Raw genomic sequence first — 20,844 nt, forward strand, 5'->3', positions numbered from 1 at the left:
CCAGCGAACAGAACGCGGGCCCGGTTAGCTGGACACTAGTGGCCGAAGCACCCCACCACACATAGGAGAAGCGTCATGAAATTCACTCAGAAATTCGCTGCTGCCGTGTTCATTGCATCCACCCTCGGCCTGGCCGGCTGCGCCTCGACCCCAACCCAGGAAAGCGTCGGCGAATATGTCGATGACTCGGCACTGACCACCAAGGTCAAGGCCAGCATCTTCAACGAGCCATCGCTGAAGTCGACTGAAATCAATGTCGAAACCTTCAAAGGCACCGTGCAGCTGAGCGGCTTCGTCGCCCAGCCTGCCGACATCACCCGCGCCGGTGAAATTGCGCGCGGAGTGAAAGGGGTCAAAGAAGTCAAGAACGACATCCGCGTCAAATAAACGCGGCTGGCATGGCTCATGCGCCTGGCGCAGACCATCATTGCCACCGTCGCCTTCCTGTACGCCTTGCAGTGGGGCCGGGGTTTCCTCGTGCCCCTGCTGATCGGCATCCTGCTGGCCTACACGCTCAATCCGCTGGTGGCCTGGCTGGAGCGGGTGCACGTACGGCGTGCGCTTGGCACCACGCTGGTCACGTTCGCCATCCTGCTGGGCGCTTCAGTGACGGCGGAGAAGGTGCATCTTGAATTTTCCAACATCATCGAAGAACTGCCGGATGCCGGCCGCAAGCTGTCGCGCCTGGTGGCCAGCACCACCGGCGGCAAGGACAGCACGCTGAAGCGCATCCAGGACGTCGCCACCCAGATCGAGCAAGCCACTGCCGGCAAGCCGGCCACGCCGCCGCGCAAATCGGTGGCCGTGGTGACGCAGGAGGGCGGCCATATCAAGGTGATCGACTGGGTCTGGGCCGGCTCGCGCGGGCTGCTGTCCTTTTTGAGCCAGGCCACCATGGTGGTGTTCCTGGTGTTCTTCCTGCTGCTGTCCGGCGATACCTTCAAGCGCAAGCTGGTCAAGCTGGCCGGGCCCTCGCTGTCGCGCAAGAAGGTCACGCTGCAGATCCTCGACGAAATCAACAGCTCGATCCAGGGCTATATGTTCATGCTGCTGGTGACCAATGTGCTGCTGGCGCTGCTGATGTGGCTGGCCCTGCACTTCATCGGCCTGGAGAACGCGGGCGCCTGGGCCATCGTGGCCGGCCTGCTGCACCTGATGCCGTATTTCGGCCCGCTGCTGATCGTCTGCGCGCTCGGTGTCGCCACTTACCTGCAGTCGGAATCGCTGCCGATGGTGGTGCTGGTGGCATTCGCATCGATTGCCATCGCCACCCTGGTCGGTACCGTCATCGCGACCTGGATGACCGGCCGCATCGCGCGCATGAACGCCGCCGCGGTGTTTGTCAGCCTGCTGTTCTGGGGCTGGCTGTGGGGCGTGTGGGGTTTGCTGCTTGGGGTGCCGGTGGTGGTGATCGTCAAGGTGGTGGCCGAGAAGGTCGAGGGCATGGAAGTGGTCGCCGAACTGCTCGGCGAGTGAGTTTATTGGCGGTGCCGCAGGCTGCCGAGCTGGAGCGCATATTGGCGCGCGAACTCGGCGCCGAGAAAGAACACCTGGGCCGAGTAATACACCCACAGCAGCACCGCAATCAGGGAACCGGCGGCGCCGAAGCTATCGGTCACGCCGCTGTTGCCGATGTAGACCCCGATGCCGTACTTACCCAGCGTGAACAGGGCGGCGGTGCCCAAGGCGCCGATCACCACGTCGCGCCAGGACAGCTTGACGCGCGGCAGCATCTTGTAAATCACCCCGAACAGGGCGGAAATCACGCAGAAGCTGATCACGTGGTTGAGGATGGTCAGCAGCAGCGCGGCATCGCGCCAGTAAGCGCCCATTTTTTTCTCGACGAAGGAGAGCGCGGCGCTGACCACCAGCGATACCAGCAGCAGGAAGCCCAGCACCAGCACCATGCCGAAGGAGAGCAGGCGGGTGCGCACGGTATCCCAGATGCCGCCACCGGCGGAAGGCGGCAGTTGCCAGATTTCGTCGAGGCTGCCTTTGAGTTCGGTGAACACGCTGGTGGCGCCGAACAGCAGCAGGGCGCCGGCGATGAGGGTGGCGATCAGGCCTTGCGTTTCATTGGTGGCGCCGGACAGGATCAGCTGGATCGCTTGCGCGCCCTGGCTGCCGACCAGGCCGCGCAACTGGAAGAACAGCTCGCCCTGCGCCGCTTCCTTGCCGTAGAACAGGCCGGCCACGGCGATCACCAGCACCAGGATCGGCGCCAGCGAAAACAGGGTGTAGAAGGCGAGGGCCGCGCCCTTGCTGCTGGCGCGGTGTTCGAGCCATTCGGTCACGGCGCACCAGCCAACGGCGGGCAGCTTTTTGGCGATGTGGGGCAAACGTCTCCAGTTCATCAGGCCAGCTTACGCCCGTGCGGCCAGGCTGACGGTGCGCCGGGGCACAAATGAAAAAGGAGCCCGAAGGCTCCTTTTCAGACTGCGTTGGCGGTGCTTACTTCACGCGGCGTTCAGCGGTCACCTGGTCGATCTCGACGCGACGGTTTGGCTCCAGGCACTTGATCAGGTCAGGGCGCTTCATCTTCTTGTCGTTGCACTGAACCAGTGGCTGGGACTTGCCCTTGCCTTGTGCGGTCAAGCGGGAAGAATCAACACCTTTGCCGACCAGGTAGGCCTTGACGGCTTCAGCACGGCGCTCGGACAGCTTCTGGTTGTACTTGTCGGAACCCAGGCGGTCGGTGTGGCCGGTGATGACCACGTTGTTGACCGATTTGTCTTCGCTCAGCAGCTTGGCCATGTCGTCCAGCTTAGGCTGTTCCGGTGCCAGGTTGGCGCTGTCGAAACCAAACAGTTCCTGAGCCGACATGGTCACTTTTTCGAACTTCGGTGCTGGCGGCGGCGGCGCCACCGGCGCCACTACTGGCGCTGGGGTTGGCTCAGGTGCCATCACTGGCGCTACCGGTGCTGGCGCTGGTGCCGGCTGCGGCGCTGCGCCCAGCAGGTAGTTCAGCGAGAACATCAGGTACTTGTTGTTCGCTTTCGAGTTGTTGAACTCGTTGCCGCGGATGAAGCCGTGCACATTGCGCAGGTCAGCTTGCAGGAACAGGCGCTCGGTGATGTTCGCCTGCAGGCCCAGGCCGACCGAGACGAATGGCGAATTGCGCTTTGGCTCGGCCGCGCTGTTAGCTGCGGTGAACACGTCGCGTTCCACGCCGGTACCTACCAGCAGGAATGGACGCACGGATTTGCGGGAGAACATATACAGGCCGTCAACGCCCAGGGTTTTCTGGCCGTAGCGGGCGCCGTTTTCTTTGACCGAGCCCTGGGTGGCGTTGAATTGCAAGTCCCACTTGTCGTTCAGGGCTTTGCCCAGTTTCAGGCCGTAGGCAGCGTCGTCCTTGTCGATACCCCAAGCGCTGTCAGGGCGGATGACACCGGCGCCAGCGCCGAGGTACCAGTTTTGGTTGAGCAGGGTGTCCTGGGCCGAAGCGGCAAACGAAGCGGACAACATCGCAGCGGCGATGGCGATATTCTTAATCTTATTCACTAGAAAACTCCCGTTGTTTGAGTAGCAAAGTCGCAAAAAAAAGTTACGCGACTCCCTTTCCCAGCGGTGATGCATTGCTGTGGGTTCAGTTTAGGCGTTGTTACTCGCCAGTATCAGTGCGCTAGCGCACATTTTGCTTGGAAGTGTAGCAAGTATGTAGCATTTCTGCAACATGGACCTTCATTCACTATTGAAATTTTCGTCAAGCCGCCACCTAAACGGGGATAGGTGGCGGTTGGTTGACAAGCTGACTATTTCTTTTCAGGTTCAGGCGGGGCGACCTGCGGTTGCACGATCACGGTGTCGCCAGCCTTGCCAGGCTCGCCTTGCGGGCCTGGCGAGCCCGGCGTACCTGGCTCACCTGGAGGCCCGGGAGGGCCCGGCACGACGACTGGTGGTGGTGCCGGCTCGACGGCCGGCGGCGGATTATTGGTGACGGTCTTTTCGCAGGCGGTCAGGCCCACCAGGGCCAGGGCTGCGAGCAGGACTGGATATTTCATGGTCGTTCCTCTCTGGTTGGTTGATGCCGGATCCAGCATAGGTCGCTGTCGGGTAAGTGTTCTGTTCGGGAACACACACAGGAAACGCTGCTTTAAGGCTGTAATGCAACAAAAATTGGCAATCAACCAATATTTGTGCGCTTGTATGTTCGTTGCCGCACAGACCGATGAGTCACGGGCGGGCACTCTGGAGCCTGCGAATCCACCCTGGCATCTACAAGGAGTGTTCAAATGCACGCAATCAGAGAATCGTCCCATGGCCTCGAAATCGAAGCTACCGCAGAGCTGCCGGCACCATTGCCGGCGGTGCCGTCCCGTCCACGCCTGGCGCTTGTCGAGCGTCCCGGTCCTATGACGGAGCGCAAAGCCCTGTCGCTAGCGCCGATCGAACGCGTCCGATCCACCTCGGCGACCTTGCGTCGTATCGAAAATATGCAGAAACTGGTGGCGGAATTACAAAACCACGAAATGCTGGCCGACGAAATCGCCTGGTTCCTGAAATTTTCGCCATCCGGCGCCCGCAAGTACATCCGCGACCTGCGTGAAGCCGGCGTGATCGAATTGGCCCGCTATATCGAGGGCACCGCGACTTACCTGGGCAAGGCGGTCTACCAGCTGACCCCGGACGCCGAACGCGTGCAAGCCTTCCTGGCCGCGATCGCCCAGCCTAAGCGCGAAGGTGCGCCGCCGCGCAAGGAACGCCCCAGCCTGCGCGAGCAGAGCATGGCCGGCAATGGCCGTCACTTCCATATCCTGGCAGACGACACGCATTATGCGATCCGCGTCAACCGCGGCCCGGTGCAGCGTGACCCGCTGGTGGCGGCCCTGTTCGGCGCCCCCGGTTCCATGCAAAAGGCCATGCCCTAAGCGGTATCAGTGATAAGCTTCCATCGATGGCATGTTGAAATGCCATTGACCAGCCCCATCTGTGGCGGAACGAGTTCTGTTATGGACGGCATCATGGACGCTTGGGTTTTGCTTATCTTGACGGCGCTGGGTATCGCGGCGCCGATCGTGTATCCACGCTGGAGCTTGCGGCGGGCGCTTGCTCAGCCGCTGGACGCCGCCGGGCAGGCTACGCTCGAGCGCAGCGTTCCCTTCTATCGCGCCCTGGCGCCGGATTTACAGCGCCAGCTGCAGCGCATGGTGGTGCAATTCCTGCACCAGAAAAAATTCGTCGGTTGCGCCGGCCTCGAGGTGAGCGATGAGATGCGCATCACCATCGCGGCCCAGGCTTGCCTGCTGTTGCTGAACAAGCCGAACAATGTGTACCGCTCGCTGCATACCATCCTGCTGTATCCCGGCGCCTTTATCGCCCACCGCGATGAAATGGGTGCCGGCGGCGTCATCACGCCAACGCGCCAGCAGATGCTGGGCGAATCGTGGAGCGACGGCCGTATCGTGCTGTCCTGGGACGATGTCGTGCGCGGCACGCTGGACTGGCAAGCCGCCAACAACGTGGTGCTGCATGAATTCGCCCATCAGCTCGACAGCGAATCGGGCAGCACCAACGGCGCCCCCTACCTGGGCAGCCCGGACAGCTACCGCAGCTGGTCGGAAGTGCTGTCGCGCGACTATGCCAACCTGCGCCATGAAGCCTGGCTGGGCCGCCAGGATGGGGTGCTGGACCACTACGGCGCCACCAGCCCGGCCGAGTTCTTTGCCGTGGTGACGGAGACCTTCTTCACCCGGCCCTGGCAATTGGCCGAGCGCCATGGCGCGCTGTATGGCGAGCTGCAGAAATACTACCGGGTCGATCCGCGCGACTGGCTGGCGGCACCGCCGCCGCCCGCGCCGGAACCGGCCTTCCTGTCGATGGCCTTGCCGGTGCGCGCCTTCGCGCGGGCCGATTGGTAAGGGAGACCACAGGGCGCCATGGAATTCGAAGATTTCGACTTCATCACCAGCGAAGCGCCGGCCCGCGCCAGTGAGCCGGCCGATCCGCTGCAGCGCCTCAAATACCTGGTCGACAATACCCCGGCCATCATTTACAGCACGGTGCCGAGCGGCGACTTCAAGATGACCTTTGTCAGCGCCAACGCGTTGAACGTGCTGGGCTACCGGCCGGCCGACATGGTGGCGGACCCCAATTTCTGGTTCGACCATATTCATCCCGACGACGCGCCGCACATCTTTTCCAGCCTGGCGCAGATCTTCAGCGAAGGCGAGAAGGCGTACGAATACCGTTTCCGCACTGTCGATGGCCGCTATCTGTGGATGCACGACCAGCTGCGCCTGATCCGCGACGAGCAGGGCGCGCCGCTCGAGGTGATCGGTTCACTGACCGATATTACCGACCGCAAGCAGATGGAGGAAACCCTGCTGCAGGCGCAGAACATGGCATCGATCGGCCAGCTTGCCGCCGGCGTGGCGCACGAAATCAACAACCCGGTGGGCTTTGTCACGTCCAATATCAGCACCCTGAAAAGCTATGCCGACACCCTGTTCGAACTGGTCGAGCACAGCGCTTCGGCGGAGCAGCGCAGCAAGGCCGATTTCGACTTCATGAAGGAAGATACCGCAGCCTTGCTGCGCGAATCGATGGATGGCTTGCGCCGCGTGCGCGATATCGTGCAGGCGCTGAAAGACTTCTCGGAAGCGGGCGACAGCCAATGGCAGCAGACCGACCTGCATGAAGTCCTGGACGGCGCCCTGCACGCGCTGGCCGGCGAACTGCGCGTCGAGGTCAAGGTCGACAAGCATTACGGCAAGCTGCCGCCGCTGCGCGGCTTGCCGGGCCAGTTGAACCAGGTATTTCGCAACCTCCTGCTGAATGCGGTCCAGGCCATTCCGGGCCCGGGTATCATCCGCATCGTCACCGGCGCCGACCGCGAGGCGGTGCACGTGCGCATCCAGGACAATGGGACCGGCATCGCGCCCGACAACCTGGGCCGCATTTTCGATCCCTTCTTCACGACCAAGCCGGTCGGCAGCGGCACCGGGCTCGGGCTTTACCTGGCATATGGCACCGTCAGCAAGCACGGCGGACGCATCAACGTGATTTCCGAGCCCGGCAAAGGTTCGGCGTTTACCGTGGTGCTGCCACTGCGCTACGCTGAACCCAGATAGGCAGGCGGTGGCCGCTCTTTTTTTCGAAATCCTGCAACTGCTGGATCATGCGGTCATTCAGCACGTGGTCCGAGGCCAGCAGCATCAGGCCATCGCGGCTGATCACGTCGCGCGACAGCACCATGCCCGGCACCAGTTCGCCCGACAGCAGTTCGACGTCGGTGCTTTCCGCCGCGCCGCGCACGCCGCCATCGACCACCTGGCGGAAGGCTTGCACCACCGCCGGGTCGTAGCGCTTGCCGCTGCCGTCCATCACCAGTGATTTGGCCTCTTCCGGGCGCAGGTGGCGCTGCACCAGGGCGCCCTGCTGCAGGTTGTAGTAATCGATCGCCAGGGTCAGGATGCGCGAGCCGATCGGGATCGCAAAGCCGGCCAGCCGCTCCGGGTAGCCCTGGCCGTCGAAGCGCTCCATCTGGTGGCGCACGATGGCAGCCACGCCGGCCATGTCGGTCAGCGGCATCAGCAGCTGCGCGCCGGATACCGGGTGCTTGCGGAACAGCGCCAGGTCGGCTCCTTGCAGCATGGTCATCGGGGTGCGCAGCATCTCGTCGGAAAAGCCGATGCGGCCCAGGTCGTGCAGCAGGGCCGCGATGAAGATGTCCTGTACCTCATTCATGTCGAGCTTGAGCTGGGTCGCCATCTTGCGCGCCAGGTCGGCCACCTGGCGCGTCTGGCCGGTCTGGCCGGTGCCGCGCGCTTCGGCGATACTGGACAGGATCTTGATGGTGGTGAGGAAGTTGGCCTTCAGCTGGCGCGTGCGCTCTTCGACCTTGTGTTCCAGGCCGGCGTTGAGCGACTTCAGCTCCTCGTTCTGGGCCAGTGTCAGCGCTTCCAGGCGCTGCTTTTCCAGTTCCAGCTGGTGCCGTTCCAGCGCGTGCCGCACGATCAGCAGGATGTCGTTGTCGTCCCAGGGCTTGGTGATGTAGCGGTAGATCTCGCCGCAATTGATGGCGTCCTGGATCGACTGCACGTCGGAATAGCCGGTCAGCAGCAGGCGCACGGTATTCGGCCAGCGCTCGCGCACCTGGGCCAGGAAGCGGGCGCCATCCATCTCCGGCATGCGCATGTCGGAGATCACCAGGTCGACCGGCTGCTGCTCCAGCAGATCCAGGCCCTGTGCGCCACTGATGGCCGTCAGCACCTCGTAGCCTTTGCCGCGGAACAGGCGGCGCAGCGATGAGAGGATGTTCGGCTCGTCGTCGACACACAGGATGGTCATCATAAGGTGGCTTCCTTCTGCTCGTTGGGCGGACGCTTCTTGGGTAGGGTGACGCGGAATGTGGTGCCCTTGCCGAGCACCGATTCGACTTCGATCCGGCCGTGGTGCTTTTGCACGATGCCATACGACAGGGACAGCCCCAGGCCGGTGCCCTTGCCGACTTCCTTGGTGGTGAAGAAGGGATCGAAGATGCGGCTCAGGTTGTCCGGCGCGATGCCGCTGCCGTTGTCGCTGACGCTGAACCAGACCTGCTCGCCATCGCAGCCGGTACGGATCTCGATGCGGCCGCGCATCGAACCGATGGCGTGGGCGGCGTTGACCAGCAGGTTCATCGCCACCTGGTTGATTTGCAGCGGCAGGCATTCAATGTCGGGGATGTCGCCGTATTCGCGCACCACGTCGGCCTTGTACTTGATTTCGTTGCTGACGATGTTGAGGGTGGAGTCGATGCCATGGCGCAGGTCGGCCCACACCCACTCCTGCTGGCTGTCCACGCGCGAGAAGTCCTTCAGGTCCTGCACGATGTGGCGTACCCGCACGATGCCTTCCTTCGACTCCTGCATCAGGGTCGGGATATCGGTGCGCAGGAAGCCCAGTTCGACCTGGTCGCGCATGGCGCGCAGGCGGCCCGCCACGGCCGGATCGACAATCGCCGCCTCGGCTTCCTGATAGGCGTCCAGCATGCAAAACAGGCTGTCCAGGTAGCTTTGCAGGGTGCCGAAATTGGAGAAGATATAGCCGATCGGATTGTTGATTTCGTGCGCCACGCCGGCGGCCAGCTGGCCGATCGAGGCCAGCTTGTCGGACTGCACCAGTTGCTGCTGGGTGCGGCTGAGGGTTTCGTTGAGCTCGGTCAGTTCGATATTGCGACGCCGCAGTTCTTCTTCGGCGCTCTGGCGCTGGCGGATATCTTCCGCCAGTTGGGCGGTACGCTGGCGCACGGTCTGCTCCAGGTTGTCGTGCGCGCGGCGCAAGGCGTTTTCCGCCACGCGCCGCTCGGTCACATCGCGCAGGCTCTGGATTGCGCCGACCAGCTTGCCATCGTTGCCGCGCAGCGGCGCTGCGGTCGATTGCAGCCAGTGCCCGGCCGCCCCCAGGTTGGGGAAGAAGTCTTCCTCCTCGTAGGCGCCGTCGATCAGCGAGGAGGGTTTGTACTTGTCGCGGAAATTACGGTCGGTGGCGGGGTCGATATTGTCGACAATCAGGTCGGCCAGCAAGGGGCGCGGCTTGCTGTAGAAGGCTTGCCAGTGCTGGCGCGTGCCGACCATTTCGTGCGTGCCCCAGCCCAGCAGGTGCTCGCAAGCCTTGTTCCAGTGGGTGATGACATGGTCGACGTCGATGACGAAGGTCGCAACGGGGTGACCGTCCAGCAGTTCGGACAGTGCGATGGCCGTGCGCTCGACAGTCCTTTCGTTGTAGAAGCTACTCATGTCAAAGTGGCATCTGATGTGGACGAAGTGATTATACGGCGGGAAATAGAAAAGGTGCGCGTGCGATAGCTAACAGTCATAAAAGCGTGGCTTAGGCACGCTAGGGCTTTTGGAGGAAACAACCATGGCCACCATCATTGCAGGACATTTCCAGTTGCAGGAAACCGCGCTCGATGTTTGCGAAGCGTTCAAGGCGGCCGGCTTCGATGCCGGCCGCGTCACGACTTTCTTCAACAACCCGCCCGGACAGCACAATGTGATCCCGACCGGCGGCGACCGCGCCGAGTCGCCTGGCGCCATTCAGACGCCGCAAGCGGTGGCCAAGGGCGAGGTGACCGGCGCGGCCATCGGCGCCGCGGCCGGGGTGGCGGCGATCCCGCTGGCCGGACCGCTGGGGCCGGTGCTGGGCGGCCTGGTCGGCGCGCACGTGGGTTCGCTGTACAGTTTTTCAGAGATGAAGGAAAAAGATGAATCGGGGCCGCCGCCGCGCCATTCCGGCATGATGGTCGCCGTGGCGGTCGAGGACGAGCAGGCGGCGCGCGCCATCACGCTGATGCGCCAGCAGGGGGCCGAAAACGTCGAGCGCGCCGAGGGCACGATTGAAAACGGCGACTGGAAAGATTTCAATCCCTTGTCGTCGCCGCAATTTGTGTGACCGGCTGTTGCGGAATGCAAACGCCCTTGGAGCGAAAAGTAATTTTCGTAATGATAGTTGCTACAATAAAAGCAGTGAACTAGACGTGGATCATGACCGCGCGGTGCCGTCCAGTACATCATCTGCCACAAGAGCTAGCGCTTCGTTCTGAGGGGAGAGGGCCAATGACACAGGCATGGGTAGTCCTTTCGCGGCCCGACCGCCGCGATGTTTCGGCGCCGTCCGAAGCCCAGCTGACGGCGGCACTGTCGGATGTGTACGGCGGCAAGATCCACGGCCCCGACGGCATTCCCGGCAGCGCTACCCTGAAGTTCGGCTATGACGATGGCTTGATGTACCAGGTCGAGGTCGGCCAGGATGGCGCGGTACGCTATGAGGAATGGTCGGACCGCGATTGCGAGATCGCCCTCGCCACGCCGCGCCATATGAGTTGCAAGCAGGAAGATGCGCTGCAGATCTGGAAGTGGCTGGCGATGCGCCAGGTGGCCAAGATTCGCAACCAGGCCTGGCTGTCCGGCGATTGAAGCCGCCTAGTGCGACATCAGCAGCGGCAGCGTCATCGCATCGAGCACGCTGCGCGTGACGCCGCCCAGCAGTGTTTCACGCAAGCGCGAATGGCCATACGCTCCCATCACCAGTAAATCGCAGGCGCGCTCGGCCGCCAGGGCCAGCAATTGTTCGCCCACATGGCCGGATCGCTGCAACAAGCCCTGGCGCTCGCCATGTCCGAGTACCAGGTTCGCCAGCACGCCGTGCCGTTCCAGCCAGGCCAGCACGTCGGTGCCGGGCGGCTCGCCGAATAGGCCAGGGCGCGCTTCCGGGTCGACAATCGCCACGGTCACGCAGGCGGCGCGGCGCAGCAGCGGCAGGGCATCCTGCAGCGCCCGGCCGGCTTCGCGGCTGGCATTCCAGCCGACCAGGATGTGGCGCGCCGGCGCCGGGCCGCCCGGGCTGGCCACGCCGTCGCTGCCGACGGCAATGGCCGGCGAGGTGCGGGCCGCGAACGGCATCACGAGTACCGGCTTGCCGCTGGCGGCCAGCACTTCGGCCGGCACGTCGGGACCGCGCCCGTTCGGGTCCAGCTGGCCGACAATGACCAGGTCGGCATGGCGCGCCATCAGGCTCAGGCCGGCAGCCGCTTCATCGTCGAGGATGCGCTGTTCAAACGATTGCACGCCCAATGCCTGCAGGCGCGGCGCGAATTCGGCCAGTGCCTGGCCGGCGCGTTCGCGCAGGATGTCGAGGTGGCGCGCCAGGTTGGGATCGCTGTCGTCCACCGTTTCATTCTGGTACAGGAAGCGCGAAATGCCGGTGGTGGCGACGCCCACCACGTGGGCGCCTTCCTGCAGCGCCAGTTCCCCCGCCAGCAGGACGCGCGCCGCGCTATGCGGGGCGTCATCAACATGCACCAGGATAGTTTTATAGGCCATGGCTTGCTGTCAGCGCAGGGCCGCCGTCGCCTTTTCCAGCCGCGTCTGGCAAGCGATGCACAGCGGCGCTTCCGGCCGCGCATTCAGGCGCGAGAAGGGGATTTCATTGCCGCAGTTGTCGCACAGGCCGTAGCTGCCTTCATCGATCTTGACCAGGGCGTGGCTAATACTGCTGAGCTGGGCCTGCTTGTGCTCGTCGGCTTCCAGTTCCAGCTGGTTCAGGGTACGGTTGCTGGCGCTGTCGGCCGGCGAGGTTTCGATTTCCTCGACTGCCGGAACACGCGCCAGCTCGCCGTCCATGCGGCCGGCAAGCTGCTGCAAAAGCGCTAGCTTGCGTTGCTCCAGCGCGGCTTGCAACGATGCAAGCTGATCCGGCGACAGGCCCATGGCGGTCTCCACGAATTCGTTGTTCGGAAGACCATTGTATGCCTGCTGCGTTATTTACGCACTCTCGCGTGCATGGCGTGCGGCGAGCTGTTTTTTCAGGCTTTCCAAGGGCGCTGCCAGGTGTTCCGGCCGGGCCGCCGCGATCGCTGCCGCCACGGCCAGCAAGTCGGCGCTGATGCCGGCCAGTTCCTGCACGCGCTCGATGCGGCGGATGGTTGCGCGCGCTGCCGCGGCCAGGCGCAGCAGCTCGGGCAGGGTGACGCCCATCCCTTCCAGCGAATGGCTGGCAGCATCGATGTACAGGCTGTTGGCTTGTTGGCGCAACGCGACTTCGTTTTCGAACAGGGCCTGGGCGGCGTCCTGGGTCAGCGGCGCGCTGCCGCCTGTGCCATGGCTGCTCTCGAGGCGCTGTTGCTGGCGGATGCCGCGCATGATGCGCTGGTGCAGTTCGTCGGCGCTGGCCGACAGGCTGTCGGCCAGCGCTTCCAGGTCGTGCGGCAGGGCGGCGGTCAGGCTCATGGCTGGACTCCTTGGGCGATGGCGGATGGGAAGGCGGGCGCGGCGGCGTCAGCGGCTTCTGGCGCCGGCAGCGGGTCGAGGCCGCGGTACAGTGCGGCATGGCGTTCGCGGATGGCGTCCAGCTGCTGCGCCGCCAGCGTGTGGCGCAGGCCCAGCAAGCGGTACTCGCGCAGCTTTTCCTGCTGGTGCGCGCGGGCCAGGGCGGCCAGCAAGCGGTCGCGCGGCGCATCGGCATAGGGGATTTCCACTTCCAGCATGCCGAGCACGATGCGTTGTTCGTTGTCGTGGTTCTTGTTGAAGTAGCGCAGCAAAGTGGCCATCGCATCGAGCGTGCCTTGCAGCGGCTGGTAGCCGTCGCGCAGCATGGCTTGCACCGCCTGGTCCTGTTCGCGCGCGGTGGCGGCGCGCAGCAGCAGGCGCACCAGGCCGGCGTAGGCGTTGACGTGGCGGTCGCTCAGGCCGGTATCCGGCCAGGCCTTGATGCTTGCGGACATCTGCTTGACCTGCTCGCCATAGTTGAAGGTGGCGCCGCCGGCCAGCGCGCCAAGCGCGCGCAGGTAAGTGGTGGCGGCGCTATGCAGGGCGATGAAGTCGGGATAGGCGTCGCGGCGCTTGCGGTCGATGGCTTCTTCGCGCTGGGCTGCCGCGGTGCCGAGATAGGGTTGCTGGCGCTGGTAAGTGTCGCGGAAGCGTTGGCTGAGGTCATTGAATCCTGCCAGCTTGGGGGCGTCGTCGGCGAGCGCGCGCACTTCCTGCAGGCGCGGGTTGCTGGCGCAGCCGGCGAGTAGCAGGCACAACAGAATGCACAGGTAGCGTTTCATGATGGCTCTCCTGGGGCGGCAGAGACCATCTTGCACCTCGGCGCAGGCGGCGCGTTTGCGCCAGCGCAAAGGTCAGGCGCGAAGGTAAGGATCGGCCCAGGCCAGGCCCTCTTCGGTGCGCCGGGCCGGCAGGTATTCGCAGCCGATCCAGCCATGGTAGGCAAGCTCGTCGAGCAGGCGGAACAGGAACGGGTAGTTGATCTCGCCGGTGCCCGGTTCGTGGCGGCCCGGCGTGTCGGCCAGTTGCATGTGGCGGATATGGGGCAGGCAAGCGCGGATGGTGTTGGCCAGTTCGCCTTCCATGCGTTGCATATGGTAGATGTCGTATTGCAGGAACAGGTTGGGGCGCGCGGCGTCGGCCATGACTTCGAGCGCCTGCCGGCTATGGTTCAGGAAGTAGCCGGGAATGTCGAAGCGGTTGATCGGCTCGATCAGTATTTCGATGCCATGCGGGGCGAACTGATCGGCGGCGTATTGCAAGGCGCGCACATACGCTTCGCGCGCCCGTTCCGGCGCCAGGCCGCCAGGCAGGATGCCGGCCATGCAGTGCAGGCGCGGCGTGCCCAGTTCCCTGGCGTATTCGAGCGCGATGCCGACGCTGTCCTGGAATTCCTCGAAACGGCGCGGATCGCACGCCATGCCGCGCTCGCCCGCCTGCCAGTCGCCCGGCGGCAGGTTGTGCAGCACCAGTTGCAACTGATGGCGTTGCAGGCGTTCCTTGATCTGGTCGGAGTCGAAGGCGTAAGGGAAAAGGAATTCCACGCCCTTGAAGCCTGCCGCATGCGCCAGCCCGAAGCGCTCGATGAACGGCGCTTCGGTGAACAGCATGGACAGGTTGGCGGCGAGCTTAGGCATGCCGCCGATTATAAATGTCCACTTCGGGGTCAGGAACCACAGTGGACATTTTTTCTGGAAATGTCCACTTCACCCGGGGCGCCGTACCGTCCGACCCCCAAACAGGCATTTAACGTGGCGAGCGGTTGCGCGGGGCGTTGGATGGGCGCGAGCCGCTTGGGCTGCCGCCTGGGCGGGCGTCGCGACGGATGCCGGCTGGGGCGGCACCACGTGGTGCGCCGCCATTGCCGCTGGCGGCGACGCGCGGCTTGCCCTGGCCGTTCTGGCTGCGGTTGCCGCCGCCATTGCCATTGCCACCGCCGCTACCTTGGCGTGGCGGGCGGTTCTGGTGGTGGCCGACGCCGCTGCGCAACTGGATCGGCTGTGCCTTGGCGTTGGGATCCGGTTCGAAACCGGCGATCACTTCGCGCGGCAGCGTCTGCTTGATCAGGCGCTCGATGTCGCGCAGCATGCTGTGTTCATCGACGCACACCAGGGACACCGCTTCGCCCTTGGCGCCGGCACGGCCGGTACGGCCGATGCGGTGCACATAGTCTTCCGGTACGTTCGGCAGGTCGTAGTTGACCACGTGCGGCAGCTGGTCGATGTCGATGCCGCGCGCGGCGATATCGGTGGCGACCAGGCATTGCAGCGTGCCATCCTTGAACTCGGCCAGGGCGCGGGTACGCGCGGTCTGGCTCTTGTTGCCGTGGATCGCCATGGCTTTCACACCGTCGCGGCCCAATTGTTCGACCAGCTTGTTGGCGCCGTGCTTGGTGCGGGTGAATACCAGTACCTGGGTCCAGGCGTGGGTGCGGATCAGGTGCGACAGCATCGGGTGCTTCTTGTCGCGGTCGACCGGGTGGATTTTCTGCGAAATCATTTCCACCGTCGAATTGCGGCGCGCCACTTCGATGGTCTTCGGGTTGTCCAGCAGGCCGTCGGCCAGCGCCTTGATCTCGTCGGAGAAGGTGGCCGAGAACAGCAGGTTCTGGCGCTTCGGCGGCAGCGCGGCCAGCACTTTGCGGATGTCGCGGATGAAGCCCATGTCCAGCATGCGGTCGGCTTCGTCCAGGATCAGGATCTCGACCTTGTCCAGGTTGACGGTGCCCTGGCCCATGTGGTCGAGCAGGCGGCCCGGGGTGGCAACCAGGATGTCGACGCCGTGCTTGAGCAGCTTGATCTGCGGGTTGATGCTGACGCCGCCAAAGATCACGGCCGAATTCAGCTTGGTGTATTTACCGTAGGTCTTGACGCTTTCTTCAACCTGGGCCGCCAGTTCGCGGGTCGGGGTCAGGATCAGGGCGCGGATCGGGCGCGGCGAGGTATTGTTGGCCAGCTTGCTGCCGAAGGCGTCGGTGGACAGGCGATGCAGGATCGGCAGCGTGAAGCCGGCGGTCTTGCCGGTGCCGGTCTGGGCGCCGGCCAGCAGGTCGCCGCCGTTCAGCACGGCTGGCACCGCCTGGCTCTGGATCGGGGTAGGGGCTGTATAGCCGGTTTCGGCTACCGCGCGCACGATGGCATCGGACAAGCCGAGATCGGAGAAAGACATAGTGTAGTTATTTTATAAATTAGGTGGAAATTATTGCCATACAGAAACGTCGGCGCTGTGGGGAGTATAACAGCAAGTCAGATTCGTTGACGCACGGCAATAACAAAAGAGGCCCCGCAGGGCCTCATTGTGTGGCGATTTTGGGCTGATCTTTATGCAAACTCTGCCAGCAAGCCAACCATCTGGCCGAACACCTTGGGCGAGGCCGCAATGATGTGGCCGCTATTCATATAGTCGGATTCGCCATTGAATTCGCCGGCGATGCCGCCCGCCTCGGTCACCAGCAGGGCGCCGGCCGCGATGTCCCAAGGTTTCAGGTTCTTTTCGTAGTAGCCGTCCAGGCGGCCGCAAGCGACGTAAGCCAGGTCCAGGGCGGCGGAACCGGCGCGGCGGATGCCGTGCGAGCGCTCAGCCATGAGGGTGAACATCTTGGCGAATTCCGCGATGGCGGCCGGGCTGCCAGGCTTGTAGCCGGAAGCCAGCAGGGCGCCGCTGATGCGGTCGAGCTTGTTGACGCGGATGCGCTTTTCGTTGAGGTAGGCGCCGGCGCCCTTGGTGGCGGTGAACAGGTCGTTGCGTACCGGGTCGTAGATCACAGCCTGGGTCACCACGCCTTTTTGCTGCAGGGCGATGGAGATGCAGTACTGTGGGAAGCCGTGCATGAAGTTGGTGGTGCCGTCCAGTGGATCGATGATCCACACGTATTCGCTCTCGTCATTTACGGTGCCGGTGATGCCGGACTCTTCGGCGAAGATGGCATGGCCAGGGTAGGCTTTCAGCAGCACTTCGATGATTGCCTGTTCGGCGGCCTGGTCAACATCAGTGACGAAGTCATTGTGTTGTTTTTCAGTTACGTTCACGCGATCGAGGTCAAACGATGCGCGGTTGATCACAGCGGCGCCACGGCGCGCGGCCTTGATGGCCGTATTCAGCATTGGGTGCATACTAGCTTCCGTAAAATAGACATTGCCGCCCGCGGAAACGCTTCGCGCATCCGGCAGCGGAAATGATGACAAGATTGAAAAAGAGCGGCGCGTTGTGTGGGCAAGGTAAAATGCGCCCCAACGCAGAATCCCGCTATTGTAAATGAAGCAGACCGAAACCGCATCCTCCGCCTTCCTCCGCCTGCGCGTCGTGCTGGTGGAAACCAGCCGTCCGGGCAATATCGGATCGGTGGCGCGCGCTATGAAAACCATGGGTTTTTCCGACCTGGTGCTGGTCAATCCGCGCTTTGAAGGGGCTTGCGAACACGAAGAGGCGGTGGCCTTTGCCTCCGGCGCGCAGGACATCCTGTCAGCGGCGCGCGTGGTGGGCAGCATGGCCGAAGCGCTGGACGGGATCAACTTCACGGCGGCCGTGTCGGCGCGGCTGCGTGAGTTTTCGCCGCCGGTGGTGACGCCGCGCGAATTCGCCGGGCAACTGGCGGCCGGCGCTGAACTGCGGGCGGCCCTGATCTTCGGCAATGAGCGTTTCGGCCTGCCCAATGAGATTGTCGAGCCATGCAATGTGCTGGTGAATATTCCCGCCAATCCCGATTATTCGTCCTTGAACCTGGCGCAGGCGGCGCAGGTGCTGGTATACGAATGCCGCATGGCGGCGCTGGATGGCCAGCGCACTACCAGCCCGGTCGGTTTCCACGGCGAGGCGGCCAGTGCGGCGCAGATCGAAGGCATGTACCAGCACCTGGAGCAGGCGCTGGTCGAGGTCGGATTCCTCGATGCGAACAACCCGCGCAAGCTGATGCCGCGCCTGAAACGCATGTTCGCGCGCGGCGGGCTGGAAGCGGAAGAGGTCAACATCCTGCGCGGCATTGCGCGCCAGATGCAAGCCCGCAGCCGCAAGGATTAGAGGCCTTTCTCTAGCCGGGGCGCGATGGCGTCCTTAGAATCCCCGTATAACTATTAAGAGGGGACTAGATGCAACGCAGATCATTTTTGAAGGCTGGGCTGCTTGGCGGCCTGGCGCTTGTCGCGGGCGGCGCCGTGTACCGGCAGTTGCGCCCGCCGGTGGCCGAGCGCTTCGCGCTGGATGCGCAGGGGCGCAGCATGCTGGCCGTGCTGGTACCGGCCATTACCGGCGTTCATCCTGACGCGGCCGCGCTGGAGGCGGGCATCGATCGCGTCGGCGCAGCCATCAACGGCCTGCCGCTGCGCGTGCAAAAGGAGATCAGCGACCTGTTTGGCCTGCTTACCATGGCGCCCACGCGGCGCCTGCTGGCCGGCGTGCCGGCCTGGCCGGAAGCGACCCCGGCCGAGGTGGCGGCCTTCCTGCAAAGCTGGCGCACCCACCGCACCGAAATGCTGCAAACGGCCTACCATGGCCTGCATGACCTGGTGCTGGGCGCCTGGTATGCCGAGCCTTCGACCTGGGCGGCCATCGGCTACCAGGGCCCGATGAAGGAGCTGAGCGCATGAGCAGCCCGATCCCGGATCCGATCCAGGCCGGCATCGCCGCCGGCTGGCAAGTCATCGACGCTTCCACCTTGCAGCAGGACCGCAACTTCGACGCCGACGTGGTGGTGGTGGGCACCGGCGCCGGCGGCGGCGTCACGGCGGAAATCCTGGCCCAGGCCGGCCTGAAAGTGCTGATGGTGGAAGAGGGCGCGCTGAAATCGTCGAAGGATTTCAAGATGCGCGAGGCCGATGCCTACCCTTCGCTGTACCAGGATTCCGCTGCCCGCAAGACCGCCGACAAGGCGATCAACATCCTGCAGGGCCGCACGGTGGGCGGGACCACGGTGGTCAACTGGACTTCCAGCTTCCGCACCCCGGCCGATACGCTGGCCTGGTGGCAGGCGAAGTACGGCCTGCGCGACTACGGCGTGGAAGACCTGGCGCCGTGGTTCGAGAAGATGGAACAGCGCCTGCACATCAAACGACTGGCCGACCCCGCCGAACGCCAACAACGACCTGCTGCGCGCCGGCGCCGACAAGCTCGGCATCAAGACCGCCCTGATCCGCCGCAACGTCAACGGCTGCTGGAACCTGGGTTACTGCGGCATGGGCTGCCCGACCAACGCCAAGCAGTCGATGCTGGTCACCACCATCCCTGCGGCGCTGGAAAAGGGCGCCGTGCTGCTGACGCGGGCCCGCGCCGAGCGCTTCACGCTGGCCGGCGGCCAGGCCACGTCGCTGGAGTGCGTGGCGCTGAGCGCCGACGGCATGCAGCCGACCGGCCGCCGCCTCACGCTCAAGGCGCGCCACTTCGTGGTGGCCGGCGGCGCGATCAACTCGCCGGCGCTGCTGCTGCGTTCCGGCGCGCCCGACCCGCAGCAGCTGCTTGGCCAGCGCACCTTCCTGCACCCGGTGGTGATCTCGATGGGCTTGTACCCGCAGGCGGTGGAAGCGTTCAACGGCGCGCCGCAGACCGTGTATTCCGACCATTTCCTGCACACGCAGGCGCCCGACGGCCCGCTGGGCTACAAACTGGAAGTCGCGCCGCTGCACCCGGTGCTCGGCGCGACCACCTTGTCGGCCTATGGCGCGGCCCATGCCAACCTGATGAAGCGTTTCGCGCACGTGCAAGGCATGCTGGCGCTGCTGCGCGACGGCTTCCACCCGGAGGCAGCGGGTGGCCGCGTCACGCTGCGCAGCGATGGCTCGCCGCAACTGGATTACCCGCTGACGCCGTATTTCTGGGACGGCGCCCGCCGCGCCCTGTTGACGATGGCGGAAATCCAGTTCGCCGCCGGCGCCGATGGCGTGAGCCCGGTGCATGAACTGGTTGTGGCGCCGTACAAGAGCTGGGATGAAGCGCGCCAGGCCATCGCCGCGCTGCCGATGCAAAAGCTGCTGACGCGGGTGGTGTCGGCCCACGTGATGGGCGGCTGCGCCATGACCGGCGATGCCGCCAGCGGCGTGGTGGCGCCGGACGGGCTGTATCGCGGCATCGGCAACCTGTCGGTGCATGACGGCTCGCTGTTCCCGACCTCGCTGGGCGCCAACCCGCAGTTGTCGATCTATGGCGTCACGGCCCGCCTGGCAAGCGGCCTGGCCGAACGGCTGTCGCGAAAGGGCTGACCAATGGTAAAACGCATGCTGATGATGATCATGGCCATGCAAGTGGCCGTTGCGGTCGGCATCGCATGGGGCTTGTCGCGCCTGGTTCCGGCCGACGTGGCGTTGCTGCTGGCGGTAATCGTTGTACTGTTGGTACGCTTGGCGATCACGGCCAACAATTTCCGCATGACGCTGCGGCCGGTGCCGGAGGGCGCGCAGATCGGACTGTTGCAACGGGTGCAGCTATTCTTTCACGAGTATGCGTCCACCATGGCGGTGACGTCCTGGCATATGCTGCGCCACCAGCCACGCCTGCATATTGCAAGCGCACCGCGCGGCTTGCCGGTGCTGCTGGTGCACGGTTATGGCGCCAACGGCGGCTTCTGGGTGCACCTGGCCGCGCAGTTGGCAGAGCGCGGCTATAGCCATGCCACCGTCGACCTGGAGCCGGTGTTCGGCGACATCGAAGACTTTGCGGTGCAGCTGGAGCAGGGCGTGCAAGCACTGCTTGCCGCCAGCGGCAGCGAGAAAGTCATCATCGTGGCGCACAGCATGGGCGGGCTGGTGGCGCGCGCCTGGCTGCGCCGCTTCGGCGCGGCACATGCGGCGCGCATCATCACGCTGGCCACGCCTCACCACGGCACCGACCTGGCGCATATGGGTCCGGGGCACAACGCGCGCCAGATGCGGCGCGACGCCGAATGGCTGGCGCAACTCGATGCCGCCGATCGCGGCCAGCGCGGCCTGTTCACCTCGATCTACTCCTGGCACGACAACATCATCGCGCCGCAGGATTCCTGCCACCTGCCCGGCGCCCGCAACATTGCATTGCATGGCATCGGCCACGTCGGCATGGGCCGCCATCCCGAAATCGCAGGCCATATTCTTGCGGAGATTTTGGGTATCACTTAGACTGTCTTGAGGCC

At 64.3% G+C, this 20,844-nt stretch carries 22 protein-coding genes and 1 pseudogene; 11 read left to right on the forward strand and 12 right to left on the reverse strand.

The genetic code is table 11. The features are described 5' to 3' along the window. Positions 1-75: 75 nt before the first annotated feature. Together ACQ4MM_RS13735 and ACQ4MM_RS13740 are read left to right on the forward strand one after the other, a co-directional pair. Entirely contained in the window at positions 76-387 is a 312-nt protein-coding gene (locus ACQ4MM_RS13735) for a BON domain-containing protein (protein ID WP_431477884.1), read from the forward strand. A gap of 18 nt (positions 388-405) precedes the next feature. Beyond that, positions 406-1,476, forward strand: coding sequence for an AI-2E family transporter (locus ACQ4MM_RS13740; protein ID WP_431477885.1), 1,071 nt, complete (start codon positions 406-408; stop codon positions 1,474-1,476). Between the two features lie 2 nt (positions 1,477-1,478). On the opposite strand, the gene ACQ4MM_RS13745 is transcribed toward ACQ4MM_RS13740, so the two are convergent. The 3 genes from ACQ4MM_RS13745 to ACQ4MM_RS13755 form a co-directional block, all read right to left on the reverse strand. Then, positions 1,479-2,354, reverse strand: a complete 876-nt coding sequence (locus ACQ4MM_RS13745; RefSeq protein WP_431477886.1) for a YihY/virulence factor BrkB family protein — start codon at positions 2,352-2,354, stop codon at positions 1,479-1,481. Between the two features lie 97 nt (positions 2,355-2,451). Beyond that, positions 2,452-3,504 carry an OmpA family protein gene (locus ACQ4MM_RS13750; protein ID WP_431477887.1) on the reverse strand — a complete coding sequence of 351 codons (1,053 nt, stop codon included), beginning with the start codon at positions 3,502-3,504 and terminating at the stop codon, positions 2,452-2,454. 251 nt (positions 3,505-3,755) lie between these two features. Beyond that, positions 3,756-4,004: a hypothetical protein gene (locus ACQ4MM_RS13755; RefSeq protein ID WP_431477888.1), complete on the reverse strand. Its 249-nt coding sequence runs from the start codon at positions 4,002-4,004 to the stop codon at positions 3,756-3,758. Between the two features lie 351 nt (positions 4,005-4,355). Between ACQ4MM_RS13755 and ACQ4MM_RS13760 the strand changes: the two genes are divergently transcribed. The 3 genes from ACQ4MM_RS13760 (at position 4,356) to ACQ4MM_RS13770 (ending at position 7,073) form a co-directional block, all read left to right on the forward strand. Beyond that, positions 4,356-4,871, forward strand: coding sequence for a winged helix-turn-helix domain-containing protein (locus ACQ4MM_RS13760; protein WP_090436942.1), 516 nt, complete (start codon positions 4,356-4,358; stop codon positions 4,869-4,871). Positions 4,872-4,964: 93 nt separating this feature from the next. Then, positions 4,965-5,861, forward strand: coding sequence for a zinc-dependent peptidase (locus ACQ4MM_RS13765; protein WP_431477889.1), 897 nt, complete (start codon positions 4,965-4,967; stop codon positions 5,859-5,861). Positions 5,862-5,879: 18 nt separating this feature from the next. Further along, entirely contained in the window at positions 5,880-7,073 is a 1,194-nt protein-coding gene (locus ACQ4MM_RS13770) for an ATP-binding protein (protein WP_431477890.1), read from the forward strand. Here the strand turns inward: ACQ4MM_RS13770 and ACQ4MM_RS13775 are convergent. Together ACQ4MM_RS13775 and ACQ4MM_RS13780 are read right to left on the reverse strand one after the other, a co-directional pair. Beyond that, positions 7,033-8,295, reverse strand: a complete 1,263-nt coding sequence (locus ACQ4MM_RS13775; protein WP_431477891.1) for an HD domain-containing phosphohydrolase — start codon at positions 8,293-8,295, stop codon at positions 7,033-7,035. The genes ACQ4MM_RS13770 and ACQ4MM_RS13775 overlap by 41 nt on opposite strands. Next, the gene (locus tag ACQ4MM_RS13780) at positions 8,292-9,722 is read right to left on the reverse strand and encodes an ATP-binding protein (RefSeq protein WP_431477892.1); all 1,431 of its coding nucleotides are present in this window, start codon (positions 9,720-9,722) and stop codon (positions 8,292-8,294) included. Before ACQ4MM_RS13780 ends, ACQ4MM_RS13775 begins: the two co-directional genes overlap by 4 nt. 124 nt (positions 9,723-9,846) lie before the next feature. Here ACQ4MM_RS13780 and ACQ4MM_RS13785 point away from each other — a divergent pair, with 124 nt between their 5' ends. Together ACQ4MM_RS13785 and ACQ4MM_RS13790 are read left to right on the forward strand one after the other, a co-directional pair. After that, a complete protein-coding gene (locus tag ACQ4MM_RS13785) occupies positions 9,847-10,377 on the forward strand; it encodes a hypothetical protein (protein ID WP_431477893.1) in 531 nt (176 codons plus the stop codon). Between the two features lie 164 nt (positions 10,378-10,541). Further along, entirely contained in the window at positions 10,542-10,901 is a 360-nt protein-coding gene (locus ACQ4MM_RS13790) for a hypothetical protein (RefSeq protein WP_431477894.1), read from the forward strand. Positions 10,902-10,907: 6 nt separating this feature from the next. Here the strand turns inward: ACQ4MM_RS13790 and ACQ4MM_RS13795 are convergent, their stop codons facing one another. From ACQ4MM_RS13795 to ACQ4MM_RS13825, 7 genes are all read right to left on the reverse strand, one after another. Beyond that, entirely contained in the window at positions 10,908-11,807 is a 900-nt protein-coding gene (locus ACQ4MM_RS13795; protein WP_431477895.1) for a universal stress protein, read from the reverse strand. 9 nt (positions 11,808-11,816) lie between these two features. Beyond that, positions 11,817-12,194 (reverse strand): TraR/DksA family transcriptional regulator, encoded by a 378-nt coding sequence (locus ACQ4MM_RS13800; protein ID WP_431477896.1) that lies wholly within the window; start codon positions 12,192-12,194, stop codon positions 11,817-11,819. 54 nt (positions 12,195-12,248) lie between these two features. Continuing rightward, positions 12,249-12,713 carry a hypothetical protein gene (locus ACQ4MM_RS13805; protein WP_431477897.1) on the reverse strand — a complete coding sequence of 155 codons (465 nt, stop codon included), beginning with the start codon at positions 12,711-12,713 and terminating at the stop codon, positions 12,249-12,251. Next, positions 12,710-13,534, reverse strand: coding sequence for a hypothetical protein (locus ACQ4MM_RS13810; protein ID WP_431477898.1), 825 nt, complete (start codon positions 13,532-13,534; stop codon positions 12,710-12,712). Before ACQ4MM_RS13810 ends, ACQ4MM_RS13805 begins: the two co-directional genes overlap by 4 nt. Positions 13,535-13,606: 72 nt before the next feature. After that, positions 13,607-14,389 carry a 2-oxo-tetronate isomerase gene (otnI, locus tag ACQ4MM_RS13815; RefSeq protein WP_431477899.1) on the reverse strand — a complete coding sequence of 261 codons (783 nt, stop codon included), beginning with the start codon at positions 14,387-14,389 and terminating at the stop codon, positions 13,607-13,609. A 109-nt stretch (positions 14,390-14,498) separates the two neighbouring features. After that, positions 14,499-15,920 (reverse strand): DEAD/DEAH box helicase, encoded by a 1,422-nt coding sequence (locus ACQ4MM_RS13820; protein WP_431477900.1) that lies wholly within the window; start codon positions 15,918-15,920, stop codon positions 14,499-14,501. Positions 15,921-16,072: 152 nt separating this feature from the next. Then, on the reverse strand, positions 16,073-16,855 hold the full coding sequence (locus ACQ4MM_RS13825) for an inositol monophosphatase family protein (RefSeq protein WP_431477945.1): 783 nt from the start codon (positions 16,853-16,855) through the stop codon (positions 16,073-16,075). A gap of 151 nt (positions 16,856-17,006) precedes the next feature. On the opposite strand from ACQ4MM_RS13825, the gene ACQ4MM_RS13830 reads away from it, so the two are divergent. The 4 genes and pseudogenes from ACQ4MM_RS13830 (at position 17,007) to ACQ4MM_RS13845 (ending at position 20,830) form a co-directional block, all read left to right on the forward strand. Beyond that, positions 17,007-17,768, forward strand: coding sequence for an RNA methyltransferase (locus ACQ4MM_RS13830; RefSeq protein ID WP_431477901.1), 762 nt, complete (start codon positions 17,007-17,009; stop codon positions 17,766-17,768). Between the two features lie 68 nt (positions 17,769-17,836). Then, a complete protein-coding gene (locus tag ACQ4MM_RS13835; RefSeq protein ID WP_431477902.1) occupies positions 17,837-18,334 on the forward strand; it encodes a hypothetical protein in 498 nt (165 codons plus the stop codon). Continuing rightward, a pseudogene (locus tag ACQ4MM_RS13840) lies at positions 18,331-19,939 on the forward strand (GMC family oxidoreductase N-terminal domain-containing protein). The gene ACQ4MM_RS13835 and the pseudogene ACQ4MM_RS13840 overlap by 4 nt, the downstream one beginning before the upstream one ends. Positions 19,940-19,954: 15 nt before the next feature. Beyond that, a complete protein-coding gene (locus tag ACQ4MM_RS13845; RefSeq protein ID WP_431477903.1) occupies positions 19,955-20,830 on the forward strand; it encodes an esterase/lipase family protein in 876 nt (291 codons plus the stop codon). Positions 20,831-20,844: the final 14 nt, after the last annotated feature.

The sequence above is a fragment of the Massilia eburnea genome, from assembly GCF_050709955.1.
GTDB classification, from domain to species: Bacteria; Pseudomonadota; Gammaproteobacteria; order Burkholderiales; family Burkholderiaceae_D; genus Rugamonas; species Rugamonas eburnea_A.

Excerpts from the sequence above, each read along its gene's own strand:
- ACQ4MM_RS13735 (WP_431477884.1), top strand. The coding sequence starts at position 76 with ATGAAATTCACTCAGAAATTCGCTGCTGCCGTGTTCATTGCATCCACC.
- ACQ4MM_RS13740 (WP_431477885.1), top strand. The coding sequence starts at position 406 with ATGCGCCTGGCGCAGACCATCATTGCCACCGTCGCCTTCCTGTACGCC.
- ACQ4MM_RS13745 (WP_431477886.1), bottom strand. The coding sequence starts at position 2,354 with ATGAACTGGAGACGTTTGCCCCACATCGCCAAAAAGCTGCCCGCCGTT.
- ACQ4MM_RS13755 (WP_431477888.1), bottom strand. The coding sequence starts at position 4,004 with ATGAAATATCCAGTCCTGCTCGCAGCCCTGGCCCTGGTGGGCCTGACC.
- ACQ4MM_RS13760 (WP_090436942.1), top strand. The coding sequence starts at position 4,356 with ATGACGGAGCGCAAAGCCCTGTCGCTAGCGCCGATCGAACGCGTCCGA.
- ACQ4MM_RS13765 (WP_431477889.1), top strand. The coding sequence starts at position 4,965 with ATGGACGCTTGGGTTTTGCTTATCTTGACGGCGCTGGGTATCGCGGCG.
- ACQ4MM_RS13770 (WP_431477890.1), top strand. The coding sequence starts at position 5,880 with ATGGAATTCGAAGATTTCGACTTCATCACCAGCGAAGCGCCGGCCCGC.
- ACQ4MM_RS13775 (WP_431477891.1), bottom strand. The coding sequence starts at position 8,295 with ATGATGACCATCCTGTGTGTCGACGACGAGCCGAACATCCTCTCATCG.
- ACQ4MM_RS13780 (WP_431477892.1), bottom strand. The coding sequence starts at position 9,722 with ATGAGTAGCTTCTACAACGAAAGGACTGTCGAGCGCACGGCCATCGCA.
- ACQ4MM_RS13785 (WP_431477893.1), top strand. The coding sequence starts at position 9,847 with ATGGCCACCATCATTGCAGGACATTTCCAGTTGCAGGAAACCGCGCTC.
- ACQ4MM_RS13790 (WP_431477894.1), top strand. The coding sequence starts at position 10,542 with ATGACACAGGCATGGGTAGTCCTTTCGCGGCCCGACCGCCGCGATGTT.
- ACQ4MM_RS13795 (WP_431477895.1), bottom strand. The coding sequence starts at position 11,807 with ATGGCCTATAAAACTATCCTGGTGCATGTTGATGACGCCCCGCATAGC.
- ACQ4MM_RS13800 (WP_431477896.1), bottom strand. The coding sequence starts at position 12,194 with ATGGGCCTGTCGCCGGATCAGCTTGCATCGTTGCAAGCCGCGCTGGAG.
- ACQ4MM_RS13805 (WP_431477897.1), bottom strand. The coding sequence starts at position 12,713 with ATGAGCCTGACCGCCGCCCTGCCGCACGACCTGGAAGCGCTGGCCGAC.
- ACQ4MM_RS13810 (WP_431477898.1), bottom strand. The coding sequence starts at position 13,534 with ATGAAACGCTACCTGTGCATTCTGTTGTGCCTGCTACTCGCCGGCTGC.
- otnI (WP_431477899.1), bottom strand. The coding sequence starts at position 14,389 with ATGCCTAAGCTCGCCGCCAACCTGTCCATGCTGTTCACCGAAGCGCCG.
- ACQ4MM_RS13820 (WP_431477900.1), bottom strand. The coding sequence starts at position 15,920 with ATGTCTTTCTCCGATCTCGGCTTGTCCGATGCCATCGTGCGCGCGGTA.
- ACQ4MM_RS13825 (WP_431477945.1), bottom strand. The coding sequence starts at position 16,855 with ATGCTGAATACGGCCATCAAGGCCGCGCGCCGTGGCGCCGCTGTGATC.
- ACQ4MM_RS13830 (WP_431477901.1), top strand. The coding sequence starts at position 17,007 with ATGAAGCAGACCGAAACCGCATCCTCCGCCTTCCTCCGCCTGCGCGTC.
- ACQ4MM_RS13835 (WP_431477902.1), top strand. The coding sequence starts at position 17,837 with ATGCAACGCAGATCATTTTTGAAGGCTGGGCTGCTTGGCGGCCTGGCG.
- ACQ4MM_RS13845 (WP_431477903.1), top strand. The coding sequence starts at position 19,955 with ATGCTGATGATGATCATGGCCATGCAAGTGGCCGTTGCGGTCGGCATC.